The organism is Atlantibacter subterraneus, assembly GCF_007570865.1.
Classification (GTDB): Bacteria; Pseudomonadota; Gammaproteobacteria; order Enterobacterales; family Enterobacteriaceae; genus Atlantibacter; species Atlantibacter subterraneus.
On the sequence record NZ_VLPS01000003.1, the window covers coordinates 688,610 to 713,463 of the forward strand.

Consider the following 24,854-nt stretch of genomic DNA (forward strand, 5'->3'; position numbering starts at 1 on the left):
CCAAAGGGAGGGCGGCATGTGTGAACAGCACCATGCGGCGAAACATATTCTGTGTTCGCAATGCGACATGCTGGTGTTATTGCCAAAGCTGGAAGAGGGCCACAAGGCCAACTGCCCACGCTGCGGCACGACCTTAACAACCCAGTGGGCCGCGCCGCGCCAGCGGCCGACCGCTTATGCGCTGGCGGCGCTGTTTATGCTGCTGCTCTCCAACCTGTTCCCCTTCGTTAATATGAAGGTTGCGGGTATTACCAGCGAAGTGACGCTGCTTGAAATCCCGGGCGTCATGTTCTCTGAAGATTACGCCAGTCTGGGCTCGCTTTTTATGCTGTTCGTCCAACTGGTGCCGGCGTTTTGCCTGGTGACGATCCTGCTACTGGTGAATCGCGCCGCCTTGCCTGAGAGCCTGAAACGGGTCATGGCGCGGATTCTGTTTAACCTCAAAACCTGGGGAATGGCAGAAATTTTCCTCGCCGGGGTGCTGGTGAGCTTCGTTAAACTAATGGCCTATGGCGATATCGGCGTAGGCAGCAGTTTTATTCCCTGGTGTCTGTTTTGCGTACTGCAACTGCGTGCATTCCAGTGCGTGGACCGCCGCTGGCTGTGGGATGACTTAGCGCCGATGCCTGCGCTGGCCACGCCGCCGCGCGTCGGCGTGCCGGGTATCCGTCAGGGCCTACGCTCATGCCCGTGCTGCACCGCCATTTTGCCCGCTGATACCAAGCACTGCCCGCGCTGTGAAACGCGCGGCCACGTGCGCCGCAAAAACAGCCTGCAATGGACGCTGGCGCTGCTGTTTACCGCCATCATTCTTTATCTGCCCGCCAATATTTTGCCGATCATGATCACCGATCTGCTCGGCGATAAGATGCCGTCGACCATCCTTGCTGGCGTAATTTTGCTCTGGAGTGAAGGGTCGTACCCGGTGGCGCTGGTGATTTTTATCGCCAGTATTCTGGTCCCGACGTTAAAGATGATTGCTATTGCCTGGCTGTGTTGGGATGCCAAAGGCCACGGACAGCGCGACAGCGAACGTATGCACCTGATTTATGAAGTGGTGGAGTTTGTTGGGCGCTGGTCAATGATTGATGTGTTTGTTATTGCCGTACTTTCTGCGCTGGTGCGTATGGGGGCTTTAATGAGCATTTATCCCGCTATCGGCGCAGTGATGTTCGCGCTGGTCGTCATTATTACAATGTTCGCTGCGATGACCTTTGACCCACGTTTGTCCTGGGATCGCGAGCCGGAATTGAGCCATAAGGAGTCATCGGAACATGGAAAAGCCTAACGGGGAAGCGCAGGTGCGCAAGGTCAGAAACTGGTCGCCGGTCTGGATATTCCCGATCGTCACGGCTCTCATTGGCGCATGGATCCTGTTTTACCACTATAGCCATCAGGGGCCTGAAGTCACGCTGATCACCACCAACGCCGAAGGCATTGAGGGTGGGAAAACCACCATCAAAAGCCGCAGCGTGGACGTGGGCGTCGTGGAGAGCGCGGTGCTTTCCGACGATCTTCTGCACGTAGAAATCAAGGCGCGCTTAAATGCCGGCATGGAAAAACTGTTGCATAAGGATTCGGTGTTTTGGGTCGTCAAACCGCAGATCGGCAGAGAGGGCGTGAGCGGACTGAATACCCTGTTTTCCGGCGCGTACATTGAACTGAAGCCGGGCACCAAAGGGGCGGTGCCGGATAACTATCAGCTGTTGGATTCACCGCCGCTGGCACCGCCTGATGCTAAAGGGATCCGCGTGGTGCTCGACAGTAATAAAGCCGGCCAGCTATCGCCTGGCGATCCGGTACTGTTCCGTGGCTATCGCGTAGGGTCAGTGGAAACCAGCACCTTTGATACCCAAAAGCGCACCATTAGCTATCAGCTATTTGTCAATGCACCCTATGACCGGCTGGTGACCAGCAACGTTCGCTTCTGGAAAGATAGCGGGATTGCCGTGGATTTAACCTCGGCGGGTATGCGCGTGGAGATGGGCTCCTTAACCACATTGTTCAGCGGCGGGGTTAGTTTTGATATTCCTGACGGCTGGGAACTCGGGCAACCCATTACTGAGAAAACCGCATTCAAACTGTATGACGATCAAAAAAGTATTCAGGATTCGTTATATACCAAACATATTGACTATTTAGTGTTCTTCAACGACTCGATTCGCGGGCTCCAGCCAGGTGCGCCGGTTGAATTCCGGGGGATCCGTCTGGGGACTGTGGCGCAGGCACCGTATTTTGTGCCAGGACTGCGCCAGGCGCTGAGTACGGATTATCGTATCCCGGTGCTGATACGTATTGAGCCTGAGCGTCTGGAAAATCAACTCGGTGAAAGCCCGGAAATCGGTGCTCACTTGCAGGATCTGGTAGCGCGCGGTTTACGGGCCTCGCTGAAAACCGGCAACCTGGTCACCGGCGCGCTGTATATGGATCTCGATTTCTATCCGAAAGCGCCTGCGATGTCGGGTATGCGCAGCTTTGGCGGCTATTCGATTATCCCGTCCGTCAGCGGCGGGCTGGCGCAAATTCAACAGCGCCTGCTGGAAACCCTCGACAAGATCAACAACCTGCCGCTTAACCCGATGATTCAGCAGGCCACCAATACGCTTAACGAGAGCCAGCGTACCATGCAGCGGCTGCAGCAGACGTTGAACAATCTCAATCAGCTTACGGCCAGCAAATCGATGCAGCAGCTGCCTGCGGATATGCAGGGTACGTTGCGCGAGTTGAACCGCAGTATGCAGGGCTTCCAGCCGGGTTCTGCGGCGTATAACAAGATGGTGGCGGATATGCAGCGTCTCGATCAGGTCTTGCGTGAGCTACAGCCGGTATTGCGCACCCTGAACGATAAGAGCAACGCGCTGGTGTTTGAAGCGAAGGATAAAAAAGATCCACAGCCGAAGAGGGCGAAAGAATGAGAAAGTGGCTTCCGGTACTGATTGCGGCGCTGCTGAGCGCCTGCAGCAGCAGCGATGAGGGAAAAACCTATTACCAACTGCCCGCCGGGCCGCAGGCTCTGAGCAGCCAGACCACCAGCCAGGGCCGGCAGCTTCTGTGGGTCGAGCAGGTGACGATTCCGGATTATCTGGCAGGTAACGGGGTGGTTTATCAAACCACCGACGTGCAGTTCAATATCGCCAACAGCAACCTGTGGGCCAGTCCGCTTGATCAGCAGCTGCGTAATACGCTGGTGGCGAATCTGAGCAGCCAGCTGCCAGGCTGGGTGGTTTCCTCTACGCCGCTGGGCAGCGAGCAGCAGGTGCTAAACGTCAATGTCACGGGATTTCATGGCCGTTATGATGGCCGGGTGATCGTCAGCGGCGAGTGGCTGCTCAACAGCCAGGGTGAACTGGTCAAGCGTCCATTTAACATTGAATTGAAACAGCAGCAGGATGGCTATGACGCGATGGTGAAAACCTTAGGGCAGGCCTGGCAGCAGGAAGCGCAGAGTATAGCGGCAGAAATTAAACGACTTCGCTAAAAACTTTTGTGTAAATTTTAGCCGCTGTAAGTCTGTACAGGCCTGCAGCGGCTTTTCTTTTGATACCAATAAGATAAAAACTGCACTTAAATCAATTTGTAATTTTTTGCCTTCGTATAGCTCACAAATATGACATTGGCGTGAATTTTGCGCGTTGACGGGAGGTTTGTTTCGCGTTATTCGTTAGTCGTGATTGAGCATTTGCTCATCACTGTTTTCATTTCCAGCAGAACAAAGATGAGGGAAACGAGGCATGAAGAGACAAAAACGAGATCGCCTGGAACGGGCACATCAACGCGGTTATCAAGCAGGTATGACCGGACGACCAAAAGAAATGTGTCCCTATCAGGCAGTTAACCAGAGATCTTATTGGCTTGGAGGCTGGCGAGAAGCCATGGACGTCAAAGTGTTAATCGCATAACACTGTCTCTTTAGACATAGAAACCTCCGCAGCGCGGAGGTTTCGCCTTACCGGAGAACGGTTTTAGAAAGCAGACGTATCGGTAAACAGGCCCACTTTCAGATCGTTAGCGGTATAGATTACGCGGCCATCAACCAGCACTTCGCCATCGGCCAGACCCATAATCAAACGACGGTTTACCACACGCTTAAAGTGAATGCGGTAGGTCACTTTTTTCGCCGTCGGCAGAACCTGACCGGTAAATTTCACTTCGCCCACGCCCAGCGCACGGCCTTTGCCTTCGCCGCCCAGCCAGCCCAGGTAGAACCCAACCAGCTGCCACATTGCATCAAGGCCCAGGCAGCCAGGCATTACCGGATCGCCAATAAAATGGCAACCGAAGAACCACAGGTCCGGATTGATATCCAGCTCTGCTTCAACATAGCCTTTATCGAAATTGCCGCCGGTTTCGGTCATCTTGACGACGCGGTCCATCATCAACATGTTCGGTGCGGGCAACTGCGGGCCTTTAGCGCCAAACAGTTCGCCACGGCTGGAAGCAAGAAGGTCTTCTTTCGTATAGGATTCGCGTTTATCTACCATGTTCTCAGTAAGCCTTATTTTAGTGAAGCACGCAGGTTAGCTAACACGTGTACGCTGAACAAGTCCGATCAGTTGTGGTTGAACCAGATACTTGAGGATAGCTCCAAAGAAATATTGGAGTAAAACTAATGCACTCAGTAAGTTACACCACATCTCAACATTTAGTTCATCAACAGCTATCTATCAGACAGTCACAAGGTGACACAAAAGGGTCACAACTAACCTTGAGTCTATCAACTCCTTATATGTACAGGAAGCGCTCAGGGATTTACCAGACTCGTTATCGGCGGGTAGGGTCGCTACGTGATACTCTTACTATTTCAATGAGAACTACCAACAGGACGTCAGCAATGAGCCAGCAAGCAATCTATAACAGCGCCATAAAATCATTTATCGTTAGTCATCCAGACGCTGATTGGTCATTGCTTTGTGATTATCTCAAGGACCTTGCTGATTCTCTGCTCACTGACAAGCCCTCTGAGTTCTGGGACGGTATTGAAGTTTCAGTAATAGATGAAAGCAAAGAGGCATTACGAGACCTTGTGGCTACCAATGAGCTAACTGTGACTCAGCATAGAGCAATCATTAAAGCTCAGGAGATTCTAAGTGCTGCTCAGGAAAGGTTATGTGGAGATGCTCAACCACTATTAACAGTAATGGATAACCTGAATAATAACTCTGTTAATGATGCTCACTTGTCATTTCTAAGTGAAAAGCGGGAGGATTACCCAACAGAATCCTCACAGCGACGTCCTTTCGATGACCTCTATCAGGCTTATCTTAATGAGAACTCAGTGAATATGGCGAAAGCTACTATATCAGACCACAATACTATCCGCAGGCGGCTCAGTGATTACATTGGGTCACTCGATATGCTCACTTATACTCGAGAGGATATGACTGAGTTAAGGGCTTGATTAATTGAGTCTGGCAATTATGCCGATGCTTCTATTAATAAAATTCTTCAGAAGGTATCTGCTGTAGTAAATTGGGGTGTCAATAATGGTCTTGTTAATTATGATTACACTAAGGGATTAAAGCTTAAAGGCGCTAAGAGCCAACGTAGAGCATTTACAGACACTGAATTAAATAACTTAGTGGTGGCCTTCCCTACTGATAATAACCTAACACTGGCTCAACAGTGGGCGTTGCGTGTCGGTATGATTACAGGTGCTCGTATTGGCGAAATCCTTCAATTAACCCAAAATGATATTAAACAGGTAGATGGTCTGCTCTATATTGATATTAACAAAGAGAACGGAAAGACTGTTAAAAATGAATCAAGTATTCGCTGTGTCCCGCTTACTGATGGGGCTATGGGCTTCTCTTTAGATAAGTTCAAACAGTGGATAGAGCGTCAGCCATCAGGACCAATCTTCAAAGAGTCAGCGACGGCACATGTTGAACTCAATGCTTTCATTAAGCGACATACAGTTGATACTGGTGAGGTTTCTTTCCATTCTCTACGTCACTATATGGCAACCATAGCGAGAGCTAAGGGTGTCACTGAGGCTGATATTGGTGGCATTCTGGGCCATGCTTCAACAGATATTACTTTTGGTGTCTATGGGTCTGCTGTGAGCATTCATAGGTCGGCTGAAGTCCTACAAAAAGTATTATCATAATAATTAATGTTTCCCTGAGGTGCTTGTATTAAAGTTTCCACCCTCAGGGATTATATTTTTGTCAAGTGTGAATCCTTAAATCATCACTATTGGGAGACCAAGAGATTAATTAATCTTCCAACCGCTGGATTAATCCGTAACTGGACCAGTGAGACGCCTTAGCTATGACCCGTAGTGATGCCTGGAGTATCGGACGGAGAGCACAACTTTAAGTGTGGGCGGTAGACTCAGAGAGAACAACATAACTTTTAGGGGGTGGGTTATGGATGGCTGAGGCACTATTCTTAAAGGGGGTGGAAAGTCGCTAAGACGGTCTATCATTTAAGACCACTTAAAGAATACCTTAAAGACCCTTAGTATAAGGATTCTCTTTAAGAGTCTTTATTGTTTGGTATTTAGATTAATTAAATAAAGAATATCTTTAAGAATACTTTTAATCTTTAAGCTTAACTTAGAGATAATCTAAAGGATTCTTAAAGATTCCCCCCCAAAGAGCCTACCCCTTTAAGAGTCTTTAGGAGATACCTAAGGGTCTGAGCCCTCGCTGAGCCATAGCCTGATGGTTCATTAAGTTATCAGTCAGATTCTCTCAAAGCTCCCGTAATGATGCTTCCTGTGAAACCACTGAGAGAACTCTTGTCATCAATCCCAATCAATCAATTAATAAGGAGAGCCTCTGTCTCATTAGGAATAAGTGGGCTCCTAAATAACATAACCATTATCATTTACCTCAATCCCTCCTGCCTATCTGTATGATGCTCTAAGTTTTTGCCTATTGATTCTTGAAGTTATTAAGGCCTTGCCTATCTTAAAGCCTCCACTAAGAGACCTCTTGTCAACCAAGCTCTTAAATCATCGCTATTGAGAGGACAACTACCACCAAGAGGAGCAGCAGACCACTATGAATAATCATTTATCCAGTAATCAACTGGCAGTCATTAATAAAGAGTTCTCAGATAACAATGAGACCCTGAGCGCTGGCTTACTGGCTCGCCTCTTGGGGAAACAGAAAGGCCATGTAATCCGTAAGATTGAATCACTATTCCCTAAGCAATTACTTTCCAAAATGGAAACTAACTCATATCAGATAGTTGGTCTGGGCGGGATGCGTGAGAATCGGGATTATCGCCTAAACCGCAAGCAAGCGATAGCCTTAGCGATGACCTATGACGTGATGTTAGGGATGGCTCTTGTAGATGCCCTTGATAACGCTATAGCGGGTCTGAATGCTGTCACTGAGGCAAACACCTTAGAGGACGCTCAGAGCACCGCTGCGTTAGCGCTGGGAGCCGTAAAGACCTCATTGAGCTATGACAATTGTGATCACCTGTCATCTAATGAGCGTCACACTGCATTAAAGAGGTTGCGTTAAGGGGCAGAAAATCCGGTTAATCCAGTTAAGGGGCAATTACTCAAAATGAAAAATTGCAAATCCCTAAAATCATCACTATTGGGAGACACACTCAGACACCTCTCCCATCTCCTATAAGGGGCCTCTTCAGGTCCCTTCTTATTCATTTATGGAAGTAACTACCGTCAGGAGGCTCCTATGCATTTACCCAAGGGCCGTGGGAGACCACCACGCCGCACCGATAACCGCCAAGTGAGGATTGAGTTATTTAACAAGCGAATCCCTAAAGATTCTGTAGGCGCTGCATTAGCGGAGGCCCAAAGCTCTCTCACTGCATCTAACACAGCCATTTCCCAGCGTCTGTTACTTTGTCTATTGCTCCAGCTTGAGACCATCTCAACGAAAACAGTGGCTGACCAGTTAGAGAATACGGCGTCTAATCGCTATTACTCTGAGGTCGCTAAGGCGGTCTCAATGGCATCACAGCGGCTGAAAGCGGAGTCCCTCAAATGAAATACGATATGAGAACACCTATAGGCCGGGCGTACATGACTCTGTCGACGCTAACCCGTGAGGACCTCGTGGTAATCAATGGCAATCCTAAGGACCGCAAACTTAAGACCCATGAGTTAATCCATAAGATTCTGAGGGAAAACCAACAGACCATTGAAGGGCCTGAGGGTGTCCGTAGATTTCTCAAAGGCATTCATTCGTTAACCATCCAATACCAATAGGAGAACAACCACATGAAGATTCATTTGAATATCACTGAAGTCGACCATGAGAAAGGAACCTGCAAGCTACACGGTGTTAAGACGCCGCTCGCTTATCTTACTGGTGTCCTGCTACCCGCTTTAACCAACGGACTAAACCCAAGTCACCCTGAAGCTGTGCGGTTATCAATTGAGGTACACCAAGCAGGCTTATCGGTTCCTGAAGTTATGGGTCAAGGCTTCGCCAGTGCTGCACAGTATGAGATTAACCGACGCATTGAGGCCCGTCTTGCTGCTGAACGAGAAGCAAAAGCCCTTGCTGAACGAGCTAAAGAACTATCTAAGTCCGATGAGCAAATCCATGAAGAAAATCGTAAGAAGAAAGCAGAACGTGAACGTGTTGCCGCTGCTATCCGCAATCGTAATGCAGGTGGTGGATTCTTCTAAGAGGCCCCTAAGTATCTCTTTTATCATCCAATAACCATTCCCCCATCCAAGACCATTAAGCCTATCAGAGCCTTTCTGAGGGCCGCTTATGGCCGACCGTTAGTAGCTCGTCTACTCACTACCACAAGGAGAACTAATTATGTTTACTGATTCCACTATGACCACCAAGAACGGCATTCTTAAAGGTGAGACTGTTTCCGCTGAGAGTTTGTTAAATGCTGCCAAAGCTGAGCGTGATAACCGTAACTATGGGCTGAGCAAGTCCTATAGCTACACCACTGAGGTGACTGAGAGCGCCGCTGAGATTCAATTTAATAGTGCTGATGGTCAGGCCTATAACGGAACCCATGAGACCGGGAATAGTCCAAGCGCATACGTTGAGGCATTCACAGAGAGCCTTGACGCAACTCTTAATGATGATGATTTCATTGATGCCTTGCGTGAGTCTGGCGTGGGTATTGAGGTTCGTCCTGCCCGTACTCAGGCCACTCCAATTGTCATCCACGAGATGAAAGACCGTACCGTCTACTTTGATTCAAGTAAGAACTTTATCAGTGCCGGGACTGCTCCAAGCGGTTCTATTGGCGATGGGACCATTAAAGCTGGCTCCGAGATTCATATCTCCAAGACTGATAAAAGTGTGGGCTTTAGCTTTAATACGCGTATTTATGACCATGTGATTTCAACTAATGGATTCACGGAGAGTACCTTACATATTGCCCTCCAGAATGCATGCAATGAAATTACAGAGTCCTTGTGTGGCGCTATCGCTAATGTATTGAGCGTTGCTCCGGGAGCTGAAAATGTCCAAGTAAAACCATTAGATACCACTGGCAAGACTGCCGCTGAGGTCTCTGAGAGCATTGTTGATATTATTACTATGAACGTCGCTAAGACTGGTTATGCAGATAAACTCTCAGAGGTCGCTTTGGTAATGCCTGTAGGCGTTGAGGCAATCTTAGAGCGTGAGGCTCAGGCCAAAGGGTTCACTGATATTGAGGCCATGCTGGGTTGCTCAGTGCTGGGCTATAAGCCTAACGGTGTGGCTGGTGCTGCTATCTACATTATTAGTAAGCGAATGGTAGCTTTATCGTTTGCAACCATGAAAGACGGTAGCGGTCGTATTCTAGCTATTCAGGCTACCCGTGACCCCGCTCACCAAGCATGGACCATTGAGGCTTTCGGTTCTCTTGATGTGTTAGCTGATGCAGGGGTAATCGTTGACGATAAAGGCGTAGAGAGTAAAACCACCATTAAGCACATCGTTAAGATTACGTTTGATGGAACCAAGGATTCCGCTGTGACTATTCCGGGTGTGACTGCATAAAACGAAAGGGGGTCATTAAGACCCCATTACGATTTCCTGCTGAGGGTTCTTTAAAAATCCACAGAAAAATCTCTGCGGGTATTCAATTAAACAATCCTGAGTGATTACCCCCATGCTCCCCCTCAAAGCACTATCATCATCACGCTTTCTTGAGTCACAACCGAGTCACAAAGATAGTCACAAAGCTCTTGACGATACCTGTGAAACCCAGTCATGATGCGGGTCTTACCGCTATCCTCAGTTGTGGTTGAACCAGTTAAGCCAGCCCAGAGGCCAGGGATAACGGTTTCTTCCTTCCTGTTGAGTCGCCTGTGCGATGCGTTCCTGTATAGTTTGAATCAATGTCGTCTGCCCTTCGCCGTCCCACGGCAGGCCGGTCAGCAGCGGCAATGCATCCATGACATCGTCCACGGCCCATATGAAGAATTGTTCATTTTCTACCGCATCCAGCAAATCCTGGGACAGAGAGAGATGCCGTACGTTTGCCGAAGGAATAATGACGCCCTGATTGCCGGTTAATTCCCGGCTCTGGCAAATCTCGAAAAATCCTTCGATTTTTTCGTTAAGCCCGCCAACGGGTTGCGCCCGACCAAACTGGTCGACCGAACCGGTAATCGCGATATTCTGGTGCACCGGCACATCTGCCAGCGCACTGATTAACGCGCAAAGCTCGGCCATGGATGCACTGTCGCCATCAACTTCGCTGTAAGACTGTTCGAAGGTCAGCGAGGCCGAGAAGGGGATCTGCTGTTCAAGCTGCAGTTCCGACATCAGAAAAGCCTGCATGATCATCATGCCTTTAGCGTGAATGTTTCCGCCCAGTTCGGCTTTACGCTCAATATCGATAAACTCGCCATCGCCAATATGCACCACGCAGCTAATGCGTGAAGGCTCTCCGAACGCGCGCGGATGGCCGGGAAATTCAATCACCGACAGCGCGTTGATTTGGCCGATGCGATCGCCTTCGGTTTCAACCAGAATTTGGTCGAGCAGGATTTCTTCCTGCATCCGTTCTGCGAGAAAACCTTCACGCCATGCCCGTTGTTCAAGCATAGAGGCAAGTTGTTCGGCGTTAAACGTTTCGCCATCGCACAGCGGCGACACTTCGCGCAGCTGGCGCAAAATCCACGAAGGATAAAGCGGCAGCGTTTCCTGATCCTGAGTATAACGCGTCGCTTCGCGGATCAGGATCGGCCAGGCGCTGGCGTCAGGCGCAGGCAACTGGTGACTCGCCGCAATATGCAGCACCCACTGTTGCCACAGGTTCATTGCTTCTTCGTCAACGATCTGAAGGTTGTCTTCGAATTCGCTATAAATCGCGAGTGAGCTCAGCTCCGGCTCCATCTCCTGGAAATCTGCCAGCGATTCTCGATCGCCAACCAGTATGACTTTCAACTGCAGAGGTAAAGAGGGCACCGAAACCGGTAACGGACGCGTTTCGTCCTGTGAGAACCAGTCGAAGCGGTTGCGCTCAACCATATGCTTTAAACGCAGCCACAGCAGCGGCTGGGAAAGCAGAGCACGCAGGGAAAGGATCAGCACACCGCCGTTGGCCTGGTGAATCAGGCCGGGCTGTAAAGTTACTTTCTCGCCGAGCTGGCGTACGCACCCGAACAGCTGCTCCGTTTCAACCCAGTCGGCAGATACAATCTCGCCTTTACTGGTAAAAGGATCCTCAGCGCTAACGGCGGGGTGCAGCGTAACGGTATGGTTTTCAATAGAATAATGGCCGCCAAACAATTGGTCGGCTGCAGGGCTATTGGCCCGCAAATAGTCAGCGACGGTGTCGAGATAATCTTTTTCTTCCGGTGCTCTGATGAGCATAAACGCCGAAGAGGAGTAAGGGTGAATCAACTGCTCAAGGCCAAAGCATAAACGGGGCTGGATGGCTTGAATGTCGAGCGGCGAATCGGGGTCCGTTTGTGGCTGCGTAAACAGTTCAAGGTACCGATCGGTATCGGCAACCAGAGCACGCCATGAAAGTTTATTAATGGTCAAAGTCGCTTTTTTAAGGTAGAGGTTAAAGGCGCGATTATAGCGTAATGGTAAACAGGACACACCCGTAATCAAACAATTGACCGGGAGAATCGATCGCAGAATCACAGGCTACGATTTCAATTCAGCGAATTGGCAAAAAACTGTTATTCTGAAGTGAGTTATACGGTCACCCTGAGATCACAATGAAATACCAACAATTGGAAAATCTCGAAAGCGGCTGGAAATGGAAATATCTGGTGAAGAAGCATCGCGAGGGCGAGCTGATCACCCGTTATATTGAAGCCAGTGCGGCCAAAGAGGCAGTTGACCTCTTACTCAACATGGAAAATGAACCTGTCCAGGTTGCCGACTGGATAGACGCGCACATCAATCCCGAATTAATTAACCGCATGAAGCAGACGATCCGGGCCCGTCGCAAGCGTCATTTCAATGCTGAGCATCAGCACACCCGCAAAAAGTCTATCGATCTGGAATATATGGTCTGGCAGCGTTTAGCAGGGCTTGCGCAGCGTAGGGGCATTACGCTTTCCGAAACCATTGTGCAACTCATTGAAGACGCTGAGCGTAAGGAAAAATACGCCAGCCAGATGTCTACGCTTAAGCAGGATATCGAAGCATTGCTGGGTAAAGGCGATTAGGGTGCTCTTTGTTATCACACCGCCCGAGCTGAGATGAAAACAGCAGATAAAAAAAACCCCGCATCGCGGGGTTTTTTCATAACGGTAACTTAAGCCTGCGGCTGAGTTACAACGTCTTTGATACCTTTAACTTCGATTTCTACGCGACGATCCGGTGCCAGGCAGTCGATCAGAGCAGCACGCGGTTTAACGTTGTCACAGGTGTTGCCAGTAACCGGGTTAGATTCGCCCATGCCACGTGCAGAGATCTTGTCAGAAGGAATACCTTTGGAGATCAGATAGTCAACAACGGACTGAGCACGTTTCTCAGACAGACCCTGGTTGTAAGCGTCAGAACCGATACGGTCAGTGAAGCCCAGAACAACAACGGAACCGTCTTTCGGATCCAGGTTGCTCAGCTGTGTGTACATCTGATCCAGAGCCTGCTGGCCTTCCGGTTTCAGGGTTGCTTTGTTGAAGTTGAACAGAACGTCAGACTTCAGAGTGAAGTGCTTGGTCTGTACTTCCGGAGCCGGAGCTGGAGCCGGAGCTACAACCGGTGCCGGAGCGTCATACTGGCCGAAACGGTAAGAAACACCAACGCTCAGCATGCCGTTATCAGGACGAGTACCTACAGTACCGGCGTCACCGATGTTGTTAACCCACTGGTATTCCAGACGGGTAGCGATGTCGCGGGTAACAGCCCATTCAACACCACCAGCGAATACCGGAGAAACGCCAGTGTCGTGATCTTTCAGACGACCACCAGCACCGTTGTTGTATGCGGCTTTAGAGTCAGCACGCCATACCATACCACCCAGACGGGTATAGATATCCAGATCGTCAGTTACCGGGTAACCCAGTTTAGCGGTCAGCTGAACGCCCTGAGCTTTGAAAGCGCCGTTGTCGGTGTCGCCTTTATACGGCATACGACCTAACCAGTCGTAACCCATTTCAAAACCAACGTACGGGTTAACCTGGTAACCACCGAAAGCACCAGCGCCGAGTTGGTCTGCATGAGTCGGGCCGTTACCGATGCGGTCGTCATAACCATTACCGTAGAAACCGGTATCGTGGTACTGGGACCAGCCCAGCTTACCACCTGCATACCAGGTGTTATCTTTCGGTGCGGCTTGCGCTACGGTAGCGAAGCCAGCCAGTGCCACTGCAATCGCGATAGCTGTCTTTTTCATTTTTTGCGCCTCGTTATCATCCAAAAGGCCATGAACATCTCTAAAAGAGCTCACGGTTAAATCCTTCACCGGGGTTATAGCTCAACTTGTAACTCTACCGTCTGTACGGTTTATTAATGAGCAACCCTGGCGATGTAAAGTCTACAACGTAGTTGAAAACTTACAAGTGTGAAGTCCGTCAGGCATATGAAAAAAAACGACTTGCGTACATATTTGTTAACATTTTTGCTGCAATTGTAGGCAGCGATGATGAGCCAGTGGTGGCTGAAGCCGCGTATTCCGCCTAAATTTCGCGTATGAACAACGGCCTGTAAATATTTAAAAATAAGTCCAGGATTTGTCTTAAATTTACTTAATGATACAAACCAGAGTGAATTTTTAGCGCAGAACGTGGTCTCGTACCGTTAATAGCCCCGCGTGAAGGCCGCATAATGAAGCAAAGGGCATTACCCATTTCTGCGGCTTCTGAAAGCGCCTGATGTTCTTCATCACTCATCTCATACGACAACCAGCCAATCACCACGCTGTAGTTTCCGGTACGCAATGCACGCAGCATCGCATCAACAGTAGTATAAGAATTGGTTGGGTTAGCCTGCATCACTTTGGTCAGCGGCAGACCAGACGTCTGAAGCCATGAACGGCTGAGACGTTGATTTGGCGAGAGCCATAACAGCCAACGCGATTGTTGACCAAGCTGCTGGAGTAACGGTAATAAAACACACTGCGTCATCCAGGGCTGATCTTCCTGGTAAACAATTTCACTGACCATACCTTTCATCTCCGGGGCTGCTGAGTATTCCGGATGCGGTTTTGCCATACGCAAGGGTGTAACTGAGTGATTTGAATGAGCAGTGATGTTCATGATGTGTTCAACTCCAGTGTGTACTGTATGTTTATACAGTACCCGCAGGCAGAACAAAGATCAACCTTATTTTCTGAAAGCACCTCGCAATTCTTTTATCTAAATCCCATGCCATGAAAAATAAATATTGCCGAGATTCGCCAAGTTGAATATGTTCCTTTTACAGGAATTAACAACGGAAATATTCCTGTTATTTATTGATATTAAAGGAGTTATAATGAAAACGATTACTTCTGAAACGCTGGCGCGCGTTGAGGATTTATTAAAAGCTCTGGGTGAAGTGCGTTATCGTTCCTTATTTGGTGGGTACAGTCTAACGATTGATAAAGCCGCGTTCGGCATGTTGGTTGAAGGCGAGCTTTTTTTACGGGCTAATGAGCAAAGCGCCGCTTACTTTACCCAACGTAATTCATCGAAGTTGAAATTTACTCGCCGGGGAAGGGCGGTTTACCTGAACTATTATCAGGTAGACAGCGAATTGTGGAATGACCCGGATTTACTGGTGCAGTTAGCCTCTCACTCCATTACCTGCGCCAATGAGATTATTGCTCACCGCCATCAGGACGTGCGCGTTAAGGATTTACCTAATCTCTCCCTGCAATATGAGATATGGCTATGGGAGGTAGGCATTAGCGATGTCCATACCCTTAAAGCGTATGGTGCAAAAGAGTGCTGGCTAAGGTTGCGTACCATTAAAAAAAATTGTGGTGTTAAAGCGCTGTATGCGCTTGAAGGTGCCATTATCGGATTGCATGAAGCCGCGCTCCCGGCAGAAACTCGCCGGGAGCTGTATGAGTGGTTTACCCGGCAGCCCTCTTTAGTCAGCGAGTGATGAGACCTGGTGCTGTAGTTTACTCACTTCTGGCAGCAGCCCGGCAATTAACCCAATTTGCTGCAGAACTAATGCCTCTTTACTCTCCTGACGAGGCTCAATATCGCGAATCCGCTGTGTCAGCCTGGCTAATGCCAGCTGAACTTTACTTTCATCAGCAGGAAGATGGTGCAGCGCATCGTCAACATAGCAAACGGCGTCATCCAGGATAGCGAGGATTTCGCTATTCACCACCTTTTCGCGGTGTGCGCCAAGAGCGGAAATATAGCCCGTTAATGAATGGTTCAGACAAAGAAGCCTGAAGGCCGTGTCGCGAATTTCATCGCTGACGCGAGGTTCCGTCGACATGTTCGATACCACGGACGCCAGTTCCGCATCGCGATTATGAGCGTCACGTCGGGCGATACGGTAGGCGAGGCGGTTGTCGCGGCCCTGGTGGTATTGCTCCAGGATGGCGTCGAGATAGCGGCAGTTGGCATTAAGCGCGCGTTCAAGCACCAAATCGAGCCGACGAAAACGCCAGTCAGGCCAGATAAAACTCACCGCTGCCCAGGCTATCGCGCAACCTATCAGGGTATCGATCACGCGCGGCAGCGCCACTTCGAAGCCTTCACCCAATAGATTGAAGCACAGCAGCACCAGCAGGGTAATAAACATCGTAGCGTGAGCATACTGTACGGTGCGGAACATAAAGAACAGTACGCCCGTGATGACGATAAGTATCAACTGTCCTTCAAGCGAAGGCACAAACCACAGCACCGGGATGCCGATAGCCACGCCGATTAAGGTGCCGATCACCCTCAATGCCAGACGGTGGCGCGTGGCATTATAGTTGGGCTGGCAGACAAACAGGCTGGTCAGCAGGATCCAGTAGCCATGCTGCAAACCGGTGATCTGGATAAACGCATAGCCGATACACAGCACCACCGACATTCTCACCGCATGGCGAAACAGCGCCGACTCAGGCGTAAAATGACGGCTCAGCCGCAGCCAGATATCGTTGACCCCATGCAGGCTGTCATCGGCAAGCTGGTTCTCTTCGCTACGCGGTTCAGCCAGAGCCTGCTCAGATTCGATACTGGCCAACTGAGCATCGACATCGCGCAGGTTGTTAATGAGAAATCCGATGGCTTTCTTTTCCGCATCCGACATTGCATCCGGGCGAATACGCGAAATTGCGGCGTCGAGATGAACGAACGCGCGTTCAAAACGCGGGTCGTGCTGGTAAGGCGTACGCAATAAGATCGAGCGCGCCAGCGCCTGGCAGGCTTGGCCCTGCATAGACAGTAGCCGCTGGAAGCGGAACATCACATCGCTATAGCGCAGCTTTTGGCGCAATTCATGATATTGAATATGAGCTGAACTGGCCCGCTCATGAATATCCTGCGCGACAAAGTAATAGTGCAGTGTCCGACGGGTGCCCCGCTGGCCGCGATCGCCGCGCAGTCGGGTCAATAACAGCGCTTTGGTCTGATTCAGCGTGGCGATGAGCTGACTGTTTGCCAGCGCCAGTTCCATCATCGGTGCCTGCCGCTCCTCTTCAATGTCGGGATCGAACAGGCGCGATTTCATTTCAAGATACCAGGCAAGCTGCTCGTAGCTGCGAGCCAGACTATCCTGCAACGCTCTGACAGGGAAAATCAGATAGCCGATCAGCGTCAGCAGGTTGTACCACACCGCGCCCGCCAGCAGTAGCAACGGCTGTTGATACCAGTGCTCGTACAGCGAGACGCCCAGCATGGTATACACGGCGATCAATAATGCGCCAAACGCGATAGTGGCGTAACGCTGCCCCAGCCCGCCGAGCAGGATAAAACCGCAGGTAGAAATCATCAGCCCAACGGCAAACAGCCACGGCCACGGAAACAGCAGCTCCACCGAGGCGGAGGCAATAAAAAAGCAGATCAGGGTGATGATCAGATTACGCAGCCGTCCCGCCAGCCGATCGTCGAGATCGGTCAGCGCAGCGGCAACCACGCCTAAGGTGAGCGGGATCGTGAGTTTGACTTCGCCAAGCCACCACGGCAGCGCCGCGCTGCCGCACAGGGCGATAAAAATGCGCACGTTATACAGCCAGGTACTGTTCCAGGAATATCGCCTGAGCAGGGGGCTAAACATACTGTTGCGTTTTCCCATTACTGAAAACGGCGACGGGCGTTGGCTTCACGCGCCGCTTGCGCCACTTCCACTGAAACGACCCGGCGTCCGACCGGCCACAGCGCAATAGCGGCGATTTTAAAATTCGCGATACCCACCGGAATGCCGATAATCGATACGCACTGCATAATGCCGGCTGCGATGTGCATCAGGCATAGCCACCAGCCAAACAGCACCAGCCATACCATATTCAACAGCGTGCCGCCGGTATTGAGTATCGCGCTCTTGCTTTGCGGCTCCAGCTCGTCGACATGAATCGCTTCATTACCATAAGGCACCAGTGAAAGTTTGGTGATTTCCCAGCATGAGCGCGTTAACGGTAGGGTAATAATAAAGACAATACTCAGTACCGTTGCCAACAGCCAGGAAAGGGTGGTGGCGAAGCCGCCGAGAACAAAATTAAGGATATTAAGAACCGTACGCATTGAATCTCTTCCTGTGATTGCTGAGCTAAAACATTAACCTCAGCAATTGTAACGCGTTTTTACTCTGGAGCGGCATATACAGGGCGGTTAAACTTAGCCTACGACGATTAACCCTGGTTACGTGATGGAACTGAAAGCAACTTCAATTGGAAAACGGCTCGCGCAGCATCCTTACGATCGCGTGGAGATCCTGACCGCTGGCGTAAAGGTATCGGGTGATAATCACGAATATGTCATCCCCTTTAACCAACTGCTGGCGATGAGCTGTAAACGCGGCATGGTATGGGGCGAGCTGGAATTTGTGGTGCCGAATAATCAGGTGGTGCGTCTGCACGGCACGGAGTGGGGCGAAACCCAGCGTTTTTATCAGCACCTTTCAGCGCTCTGGGCGCGCTGGAGCCAGGAGATGAGCGAGATCGCTGCGTCGGTGCTCAACGAACAGTGTCAGCACATCGCGGCGTTGACCCAGCGCAATAAGTGGCTAAAGCGCCAGGATATTGAAGGCATCCAGCAGGCTATCCGCGCGGCGTTTAGCGCCTTGCCGCTGCCGCTGTCACGCTTAACGGAGTTTGAAAACTGCCGTGACGCCTGGCTTGAATGTAACAGCTGGCTGACCCACGTTGAAAAACGCCGCCAGCAGGCTAACCAAAAATTCACGCAGCAGATGCTTAGCCAGTACGCCGAATTCTTCCAGCAGATTGAATCGTCTCCGCTCAACTCAAGCCAGGCCCGCGCGGTGGTTAACGGTGAAGAATCGGTACTGGTGCTTGCCGGTGCCGGCAGCGGTAAAACGTCGGTACTGGTGGCGCGCGCGGGGTGGTTAATGGCGCGCGGGGAAGCCTCCGCCGATCAGATTCTGCTGCTGGCGTTCGGACGCAAAGCGGCGCAGGAAATGGATCAGCGGATACAGGAACGGCTGCATACCGATCAAATCAGCGCGCGCACTTTCCATTCGCTGGCGTTGCATATTATCCAGCAGGGCAGCAAGAAAGCCCCGCAAATCAGCAAACTGGAAAGCGATACCGAGGCGCGTCATAAGCTGTTGATTACGGCATGGCGTGAACAGTGTCAGGAGAAAAAGGCTCAGGCGAAGGGCTGGCGGCAATGGCTGACCGACGAGCTCGACTGGGATATTGACGAAGGCAACTACTGGCAGGATGACAAACTCGCCCGCCGTCTTGCTCCACGTCTGGAAAGATGGCTGGGGATTATCCGTACCCATGGCGGTTCCCAGGCGGAGATGATCGCCAGCGTGCCGGAAGATGTGCGCGATCTGTTCCAGAAACGCGTCAGGCTGATGGCCCCGCTGGTGAAAGCCTGGAAGACAGCACTAAAAGCGGAAGGCGCGGTGGATTTTTCCGGGCTGATCCACCAGGCCGTCAACGTGCTGGATAACGGGCGTTTTGTCAGCCCGTGGAAGCACATTCTGGTGGACGAGTTTCAGGATATTTCCCCTCAGCGTGCAGCGCTGTTGGCGGCGCTGCGGCGGCAAAATTCCCACACTGCCCTGTATGCCGTGGGGGATGACTGGCAGGCGATTTATCGCTTTAGCGGCGCGGAGCTGCTACTGACCACCTCCTTTACCCATCACTTTGGTGAAGGGGATCAATGCGCGCTGGATACGACCTATCGCTTTAACGATCGCATTGGTCAAATCGCCAACGCGTTTGTGCAGCAAAACCCGCATCAGCTGGCCAAGCCGCTGAACAGTTTAACGACCGGGGACAAAAAAGCCGTCACCCTGCTGCCTGACGATCGGCTTGAGGCGCTGCTGGATAAACTTAGCGGGTATGCCCGTCACGATGAACGCATTCTGGTGCTGGCTCGCTACCATTATCTGCGCCCGGCGGCGTTGGAAAAAGCGGATACCCGCTGGCCAAAGCTGAACATCGATTTTATGACCATCCATGCCAGCAAAGGCCAGCAGGCGGACTATGTGATTATTGTTGGATTGCAGGATGGCAAAGAAGGTTTTCCGGCACCGGCGCGGGAATCGGTAATTGAGCAGGGATTGTTGCCACAGCCGGAAGATTTCCCGGATGCCGAGGAGCGGCGCTTGCTCTACGTGGCGCTAACGCGCGCCCGGCATCGGGTATGGCTGCTGTACAACAAACCGAACCCTTCCCGTTTTGTGCCGATCCTGGAAGCGCTCGGTGTACCGGTGACGAAAAAGCCGTAATTACTTCAGGCGATCGGCCAGATAACGTTGGTAATCTGGAATAAGAATATCAATGTTATCGTTAAAGTGCGGCGACTGGATAATGAAGTCGGCGGTAGAAATATTGGTGGCGACGGGAATATTCCAGACGGTGGCAAGGCGCAGCAGCGCTTTGACATCGGGATCGTGAGGCACAGCATTAAGCGGGTCCCACAGGAAGATCAGCACATCAATTTTGCCTTCCGATATCAGTGCGCCTACCTGCTGGTCGCCGCCCATTGGGCCGCTCAGCATGGCTTTCACTTCCAGACCGCTGGCGCGTTGGATCAGATTGCCGGTGGTGCCGGTGGCGTAAAGCACATGCTGCGACAGCAGCGTCTTATGGCGTTCGGTCCATTTTAAGAGCATTTCTTTGCAGTGATCGTGGGCAACCAGCGCGATATGTTTTTGTGCGCCTAATGTACGGGTAGTCAGTTCCATAGCGGTATCCATGAAATAAATTTGGATACAGCTTACCGGAAGTGATTGATGCCGCAAGCGAAGCGATTAAAAAATCCGAGGTTGATGCGGGTCAGGAAGAGGGCTGTTGTTTTACCCATTCCAGAAAACGGGTGCGAGTGTCATTATCGGCCTGCAAATACCAGTGCTTAAGCCGCTGCTCGGTAAGGGTTTGCGAATGCGCTACCGGCCGGTCCAGTTCCGATGGGCCAGAGAGCAAAGCGCTGTCATCGGCAATCATCGTGACAAACTCAGGGGCGGAAGCCTTATTATTGGCCTTGTTATAGCGCTCCGTCTCCCATTCATAATCAATGCCCTTTGGCGTATTGGTCACCGCCAGCACATCGAGCCTGGCGGGTATCGGCGTGGCGCTGCCGTCCAGCAGCTGTACGCGCGGCGTGGCGTCGAATTGTTCACTCTCTTTTTCGGTTTCAATACGCGGCAGGGATATATTGACCTGGGTAACATTACGGGTATCGAACGTCATGATCAGGGGCGGAGAAATATACAGCCATCTGTCCCGGCTGGCGGTGGTCAGATTTTTTTCTACCCGGAACACCAGTTGATGAGGACCGTTATCTAATTCAATGCTATCCGCGCCGCGCAGAAAAGAGCCGGAGACCTTTTTACCGTCAAGAACCAGTAAATCGATTTCTCCAGAAAGATGTAGCGTGGTGGCCGCTGCCGTTACCGGTATCAGCGCCAACAGCATCGCTGTGGCGAATAAGCCTTTCATTAAGGTCTCCATAATCCCGGCATCTCAGCCTGAGAATGTATCAAAATTTTGCACGAATAATATTCATTAACATATATCCAGATTAATCTGTTTGGCTCTCATGCATCCGTATGGGAATGATGGTGAGTCATGCGGGTTTGGCATACACTGAAAAACCACTGCTGGAGGAGCGACTATGAATGAATCTGAAATTGCTGGCATTCTGAAGACAACGCGCACCATCGCGCTGGTGGGTGCCAGTGACAAGCCGGAACGGCCAAGCTATCGCGTTATGGCTTATCTGTTGAACCAGGGTTATCACGTGATCCCCGTTTCGCCTAAAGTGGCAGGAAAAACGCTGCTGGGCCAGAAAGGCTACGGATCGCTGAGCGAAATCCCGGAAAAAATCGATATGGTGGACGTGTTCCGCAACTCTGAAGCCGCATGGGGCGTGGCGCAGGAAGCCATTGCGATTGGTGCCAAAACGCTGTGGCTGCAGCTGGGCGTGATCAATGAACAGGCGGCAGTGCTGGCGCGGGATGCGGGAATGAAAGTCGTCATGGATCGTTGCCCGGCCATTGAAATCCCGCGGCTGGGCCTGGCCAAATAAACGATAAACCCGGCATTGCCGGGTTTATTTTTAGTTGTTTAAGCGCGGTGCCTGAAGCTGTTTACGGATAGTTTGCGCCAGTTCGTCCATAGAGGGCTGCTCCGGGTGCTCGTCCTGAAGCTCGCCGCTCAACTGGGCTTCGGCCAGGTAGGTGTGGACCGGCTGGCCATCGTCATCTTCCATAACCACATGATACCAGGGGGCGGCGCGCAATTCTGCGTTTACCGCCAGCTCGTCTGCGTCAGGTTCATCCAGCGCGTATTCGGGATCGATATCGACCACGACGCCCAGATAACCCAGCAACGAGTGGCGGACCTGTTGGCCAATACCAAATTTGCTGGCAATCATCGTCACCTCCCGGGGAAACTTAACTCTGCATCAGATATGCGGGTGGTTTCCCATTTTTCAAGTTACATGATGCGGCAGGCAAATCCTTTCAAATAAAGCCCTTCCGGGTAGCTCGCTATCACCGGGTGATCGGCTGCCTGACGGAACTGCTCTATAAATTGTACATCACGTCCGGCATCTACAGCGGCATCAGCGATGATTTTCTGAAATAAATCGCTGGCCATCAGCCCTGAGCAGGAGAAGGTCAGCAGCACGCCGCCCGGGTTGAGCAGCTGGATTGCCAGCATATTGATGTCTTTATAGCCCCGGCAGGCACCCATCAGCTGATTTTTGTTTTCCACAAACTTTGGCGGGTCCATCACGATGACGTCGAATTTCTCGCCCTGATCGCGATATTTACGCAGCAGTTTGAACACGTCATCACGGACGAAATCCGCCTTGCTGAGATCCAGACCGTTCAGCTCAACGTTTTGTTTTGCCACGTCCAGCGCGTCCTGCGAGGTGTCGACGCTGATCACCTGCTGGCATCCGCCCATCAGCGCAGAAACCGCAAACCCGCCAGTGTAGGAGAAGCAGTTAAGCACGCGCTTATCCTTCACATAGCCGCGGGTTGCGAAGCGGCTGTCACGCTGGTCAAGGTAGTAGCCAGTTTTGTGGCCGCCTTTGATATCCACCAGCAGCTTCATACCGTGTTCTTCAATCGGCAACAGATCCGGAGGCAGTTCGCCGCTTATCGGGCCTTGAGTCAGCTCCATGCCCTCTTTTTTACGCACCGCGACATCGGAACGATCGTAAATAGCGCATTCAGGATAGAGCGCGTGCAGCGCACTAAGCAGGGCAGGACGTTGATACTCGGCCCCAGCCGACAGCAGTTGCAGGACCAGGAAATCGCCGAAGCGATCGATAGTCACGCCCGGCAGCCCGTCTGACTCACCGGCAATTAAGCGATAACTGTCGAGCCCGTCGCGCGCTGCCAGCCAGCTGCGCCACTGCTGTGCTTGTTGCAGGCGTTTAGTGAAAAAGTCGATATCGATGGATTCATCGCGATCGAAGGTCCAGACGCGGGCGCGGATCTGCGACGCGGGAGAATACGCGCCGCGCGCCAGCCACTTGCCCTGGTGATCGACGATATCAATGGTTTCACCCAGACTGGCTTTTCCTTCCAGACGCGCAACGGCACCGGAAAATACCCACGGATGGCGGCGCAATAACGATTTCTCGCGCCCTTTGGTTAACACTAAACGTACACTCATAATTTGCTATGCTTTTATGCTGGAAAAAATAGAAGGCTATTTTCCAGGTATGCCGAATAAAATGCAATGCATCGATTTTATGTCGGCGCGCCCAGTCGTCGGTGAGGGGAAGTCGGGCCGTTATCAGGCACTTCATCGCTGTAGGGTATAAAAATGAAAAAATGCCACTGACACACGCGTGGCGGCAGAGGGTGGTTTTGGTTTTTTATCTTTATTTAGACTCATATAGTGAAGTGAAATAGCATCATTCTTTCTGATTCTTTAGTTTCATATCGTTTGCTGGAGATTAACTAATCAAAAATACTTTTTTAAAAATGCAGTCCAAAATGATGATTGAAAAATATATTGCATAAATAATAATTTTAAAAAACATTCTGAGAATGGTTTTTAAAATGAAGCGAGAGAGGCTTATTCCATTTTTTCTACTATTAAGCGGGTGCACCAGTATCTACCCGCTCCCGGTAGTTAAACCCAGCCAGTACGATGTTGATGAGCAATTAGTTTTAGAACAATGCATTAACGATAGTAATAAATGTCCGGATAATAAAGAGAATAACTCTCAAAACAAACAACAGATCGTTGCCAGGAAAAATAAAGCACCTGTTGTCCCACAAACTTATCAGGAGATGTTAAGTTTTGCGCTTGCTTACAGAAACGTATGGCATGAGAAATATTTAAAACTGACTTCGCAAAACTACGGGACCAGTGAAATTGGTTTTCTGGGTACGTTAACGGCCTTAATTGCTGGCGTTAGCGGCGCTACCACCACTGCATGGATTGGCGGTGGAGTGGCAGCAGGCACGGCATTATTGCCGGAAAGGTATCAATACTCTGTGCAGATGTTCAATTACAAAAGCGCCGCAGATGCCGCACAGTGCATCTATTCAGCGCTGGAAATTCTCGATACTGCTACTGCTGAATATATTTTAGAAGCGAATTTTGCCAGAGAGATTGGTCAGTATGAATACAGAAAAATGCAAGATGTTATTTATGCTCTGGAAAATAAACAAGCCTCGGTGACACTAATGACACCGGATTTAACGTCATTTCAAAATATCCTAATGAAGGATAAAAAAGCTGCCGCGAGGCGAAATACTTACGAAGCATCTGGTGAAAACCTCATCACCGAGGCAAAGCAAGACAGTAAAGAAAAGCTCATCTCTGCCATAACATTATGCACCACGGCAGTATCGGGAAAATAGTTAGTCTCTGAACTGTTGTGTTTTTTATTCTCATCTTCTAAC

At 50.7% G+C, this 24,854-nt stretch carries 24 protein-coding genes; 14 read left to right on the forward strand and 10 right to left on the reverse strand.

The features are described from left to right. Positions 1 to 16 precede the first annotated feature (16 nt). The 4 genes from pqiA (at position 17) to rmf (ending at position 3,899) form a co-directional block, all read left to right on the forward strand. Positions 17 to 1,288, forward strand: coding sequence for a membrane integrity-associated transporter subunit PqiA (pqiA, locus tag FND52_RS08870; protein WP_144130535.1), 1,272 nt, complete (start codon positions 17 to 19; stop codon positions 1,286 to 1,288). Then, the gene (pqiB, locus tag FND52_RS08875) at positions 1,275 to 2,915 is read left to right on the forward strand and encodes an intermembrane transport protein PqiB (protein ID WP_125291812.1); all 1,641 of its coding nucleotides are present in this window, start codon (positions 1,275 to 1,277) and stop codon (positions 2,913 to 2,915) included. Before pqiA ends, pqiB begins: the two co-directional genes overlap by 14 nt. Beyond that, positions 2,912 to 3,478 (forward strand): membrane integrity-associated transporter subunit PqiC, encoded by a 567-nt coding sequence (pqiC, locus tag FND52_RS08880; protein WP_125291813.1) that lies wholly within the window; start codon positions 2,912 to 2,914, stop codon positions 3,476 to 3,478. The genes pqiB and pqiC overlap by 4 nt, the downstream gene beginning before the upstream one ends. 253 nt (positions 3,479 to 3,731) lie before the next feature. Next, positions 3,732 to 3,899, forward strand: a complete 168-nt coding sequence (gene rmf / locus FND52_RS08885) for a ribosome modulation factor (RefSeq protein WP_002463017.1) — start codon at positions 3,732 to 3,734, stop codon at positions 3,897 to 3,899. A gap of 63 nt (positions 3,900 to 3,962) precedes the next feature. On the opposite strand, the gene fabA is transcribed toward rmf, so the two are convergent. Beyond that, positions 3,963 to 4,481, reverse strand: coding sequence for a bifunctional 3-hydroxydecanoyl-ACP dehydratase/trans-2-decenoyl-ACP isomerase (gene fabA, locus FND52_RS08890; RefSeq protein ID WP_125291814.1), 519 nt, complete (start codon positions 4,479 to 4,481; stop codon positions 3,963 to 3,965). A gap of 350 nt (positions 4,482 to 4,831) precedes the next feature. Here fabA and FND52_RS08895 point away from each other — a divergent pair, with 350 nt between their 5' ends. From FND52_RS08895 to FND52_RS08915, 5 genes are all read left to right on the forward strand, one after another. Then, positions 4,832 to 5,398 (forward strand): hypothetical protein, encoded by a 567-nt coding sequence (locus tag FND52_RS08895; RefSeq protein WP_144130536.1) that lies wholly within the window; start codon positions 4,832 to 4,834, stop codon positions 5,396 to 5,398. 42 nt (positions 5,399 to 5,440) lie between these two features. Then, positions 5,441 to 6,106, forward strand: a complete 666-nt coding sequence (locus FND52_RS08900; protein ID WP_280114067.1) for a tyrosine-type recombinase/integrase — start codon at positions 5,441 to 5,443, stop codon at positions 6,104 to 6,106. A gap of 901 nt (positions 6,107 to 7,007) precedes the next feature. After that, entirely contained in the window at positions 7,008 to 7,478 is a 471-nt protein-coding gene (locus FND52_RS08905; RefSeq protein ID WP_144130538.1) for a Rha family transcriptional regulator, read from the forward strand. 725 nt (positions 7,479 to 8,203) lie between these two features. Next, on the forward strand, positions 8,204 to 8,617 hold the full coding sequence (locus FND52_RS08910; protein WP_144130539.1) for a hypothetical protein: 414 nt from the start codon (positions 8,204 to 8,206) through the stop codon (positions 8,615 to 8,617). 139 nt (positions 8,618 to 8,756) lie between these two features. Next, complete coding sequence (locus FND52_RS08915; protein WP_144130540.1) at positions 8,757 to 9,944, forward strand: hypothetical protein; 1,188 nt, start codon at positions 8,757 to 8,759, stop codon at positions 9,942 to 9,944. Between the two features lie 237 nt (positions 9,945 to 10,181). Here the strand turns inward: FND52_RS08915 and FND52_RS08920 are convergent, their stop codons facing one another. After that, a complete protein-coding gene (locus tag FND52_RS08920) occupies positions 10,182 to 11,942 on the reverse strand; it encodes an AAA family ATPase (protein ID WP_144130541.1) in 1,761 nt (586 codons plus the stop codon). Positions 11,943 to 12,124: 182 nt separating this feature from the next. Between FND52_RS08920 and matP the strand changes: the two genes are divergently transcribed. Then, positions 12,125 to 12,580, forward strand: coding sequence for a macrodomain Ter protein MatP (gene matP / locus FND52_RS08925; RefSeq protein WP_125291816.1), 456 nt, complete (start codon positions 12,125 to 12,127; stop codon positions 12,578 to 12,580). An 89-nt stretch (positions 12,581 to 12,669) separates the two neighbouring features. On the opposite strand, the gene ompA is transcribed toward matP, so the two are convergent. Both ompA and sulA read right to left on the reverse strand, forming a co-directional pair. Then, the gene (gene ompA / locus FND52_RS08930) at positions 12,670 to 13,752 is read right to left on the reverse strand and encodes a porin OmpA (RefSeq protein WP_125291817.1); all 1,083 of its coding nucleotides are present in this window, start codon (positions 13,750 to 13,752) and stop codon (positions 12,670 to 12,672) included. 352 nt (positions 13,753 to 14,104) lie between these two features. Beyond that, a complete protein-coding gene (sulA, locus tag FND52_RS08935; RefSeq protein WP_125291818.1) occupies positions 14,105 to 14,614 on the reverse strand; it encodes an SOS-induced cell division inhibitor SulA in 510 nt (169 codons plus the stop codon). Between the two features lie 217 nt (positions 14,615 to 14,831). Between sulA and FND52_RS08940 the strand changes: the two genes are divergently transcribed. Then, positions 14,832 to 15,446 (forward strand): TfoX/Sxy family DNA transformation protein, encoded by a 615-nt coding sequence (locus FND52_RS08940; RefSeq protein ID WP_125291819.1) that lies wholly within the window; start codon positions 14,832 to 14,834, stop codon positions 15,444 to 15,446. Here FND52_RS08940 and yccS read toward each other — a convergent pair. Continuing rightward, entirely contained in the window at positions 15,432 to 17,564 is a 2,133-nt protein-coding gene (gene yccS / locus FND52_RS08945; protein ID WP_144130542.1) for a YccS family putative transporter, read from the reverse strand. The genes FND52_RS08940 and yccS overlap by 15 nt on opposite strands. 17 nt (positions 17,565 to 17,581) lie before the next feature. Then, a complete protein-coding gene (locus FND52_RS08950; protein WP_144130543.1) occupies positions 17,582 to 18,028 on the reverse strand; it encodes a YccF domain-containing protein in 447 nt (148 codons plus the stop codon). A 124-nt stretch (positions 18,029 to 18,152) separates the two neighbouring features. Between FND52_RS08950 and helD the strand changes: the two genes are divergently transcribed. Continuing rightward, complete coding sequence (gene helD, locus FND52_RS08955) at positions 18,153 to 20,207, forward strand: DNA helicase IV (RefSeq protein WP_144130544.1); 2,055 nt, start codon at positions 18,153 to 18,155, stop codon at positions 20,205 to 20,207. Here helD and mgsA read toward each other — a convergent pair whose 3' ends face one another. Continuing rightward, on the reverse strand, positions 20,208 to 20,666 hold the full coding sequence (gene mgsA, locus FND52_RS08960) for a methylglyoxal synthase (protein WP_125291823.1): 459 nt from the start codon (positions 20,664 to 20,666) through the stop codon (positions 20,208 to 20,210). Between the two features lie 91 nt (positions 20,667 to 20,757). Continuing rightward, entirely contained in the window at positions 20,758 to 21,420 is a 663-nt protein-coding gene (gene csgI / locus FND52_RS08965; RefSeq protein ID WP_125291824.1) for a curli synthesis inhibitor, read from the reverse strand. A 175-nt stretch (positions 21,421 to 21,595) separates the two neighbouring features. On the opposite strand from csgI, the gene FND52_RS08970 reads away from it, so the two are divergent. Further along, entirely contained in the window at positions 21,596 to 22,009 is a 414-nt protein-coding gene (locus tag FND52_RS08970) for a CoA-binding protein (RefSeq protein ID WP_144130545.1), read from the forward strand. A 30-nt stretch (positions 22,010 to 22,039) separates the two neighbouring features. Here the strand turns inward: FND52_RS08970 and hspQ are convergent, their stop codons facing one another. Continuing rightward, positions 22,040 to 22,357 (reverse strand): heat shock protein HspQ, encoded by a 318-nt coding sequence (gene hspQ / locus FND52_RS08975; protein WP_125291826.1) that lies wholly within the window; start codon positions 22,355 to 22,357, stop codon positions 22,040 to 22,042. A 62-nt stretch (positions 22,358 to 22,419) separates the two neighbouring features. Further along, positions 22,420 to 23,610 carry a 23S rRNA (cytosine(1962)-C(5))-methyltransferase RlmI gene (rlmI, locus tag FND52_RS08980; RefSeq protein WP_144130546.1) on the reverse strand — a complete coding sequence of 397 codons (1,191 nt, stop codon included), beginning with the start codon at positions 23,608 to 23,610 and terminating at the stop codon, positions 22,420 to 22,422. Between the two features lie 392 nt (positions 23,611 to 24,002). Here rlmI and FND52_RS08985 point away from each other — a divergent pair, with 392 nt between their 5' ends. Then, on the forward strand, positions 24,003 to 24,812 hold the full coding sequence (locus FND52_RS08985) for a hypothetical protein (RefSeq protein ID WP_144130547.1): 810 nt from the start codon (positions 24,003 to 24,005) through the stop codon (positions 24,810 to 24,812). Positions 24,813 to 24,854 lie beyond the last annotated feature (42 nt).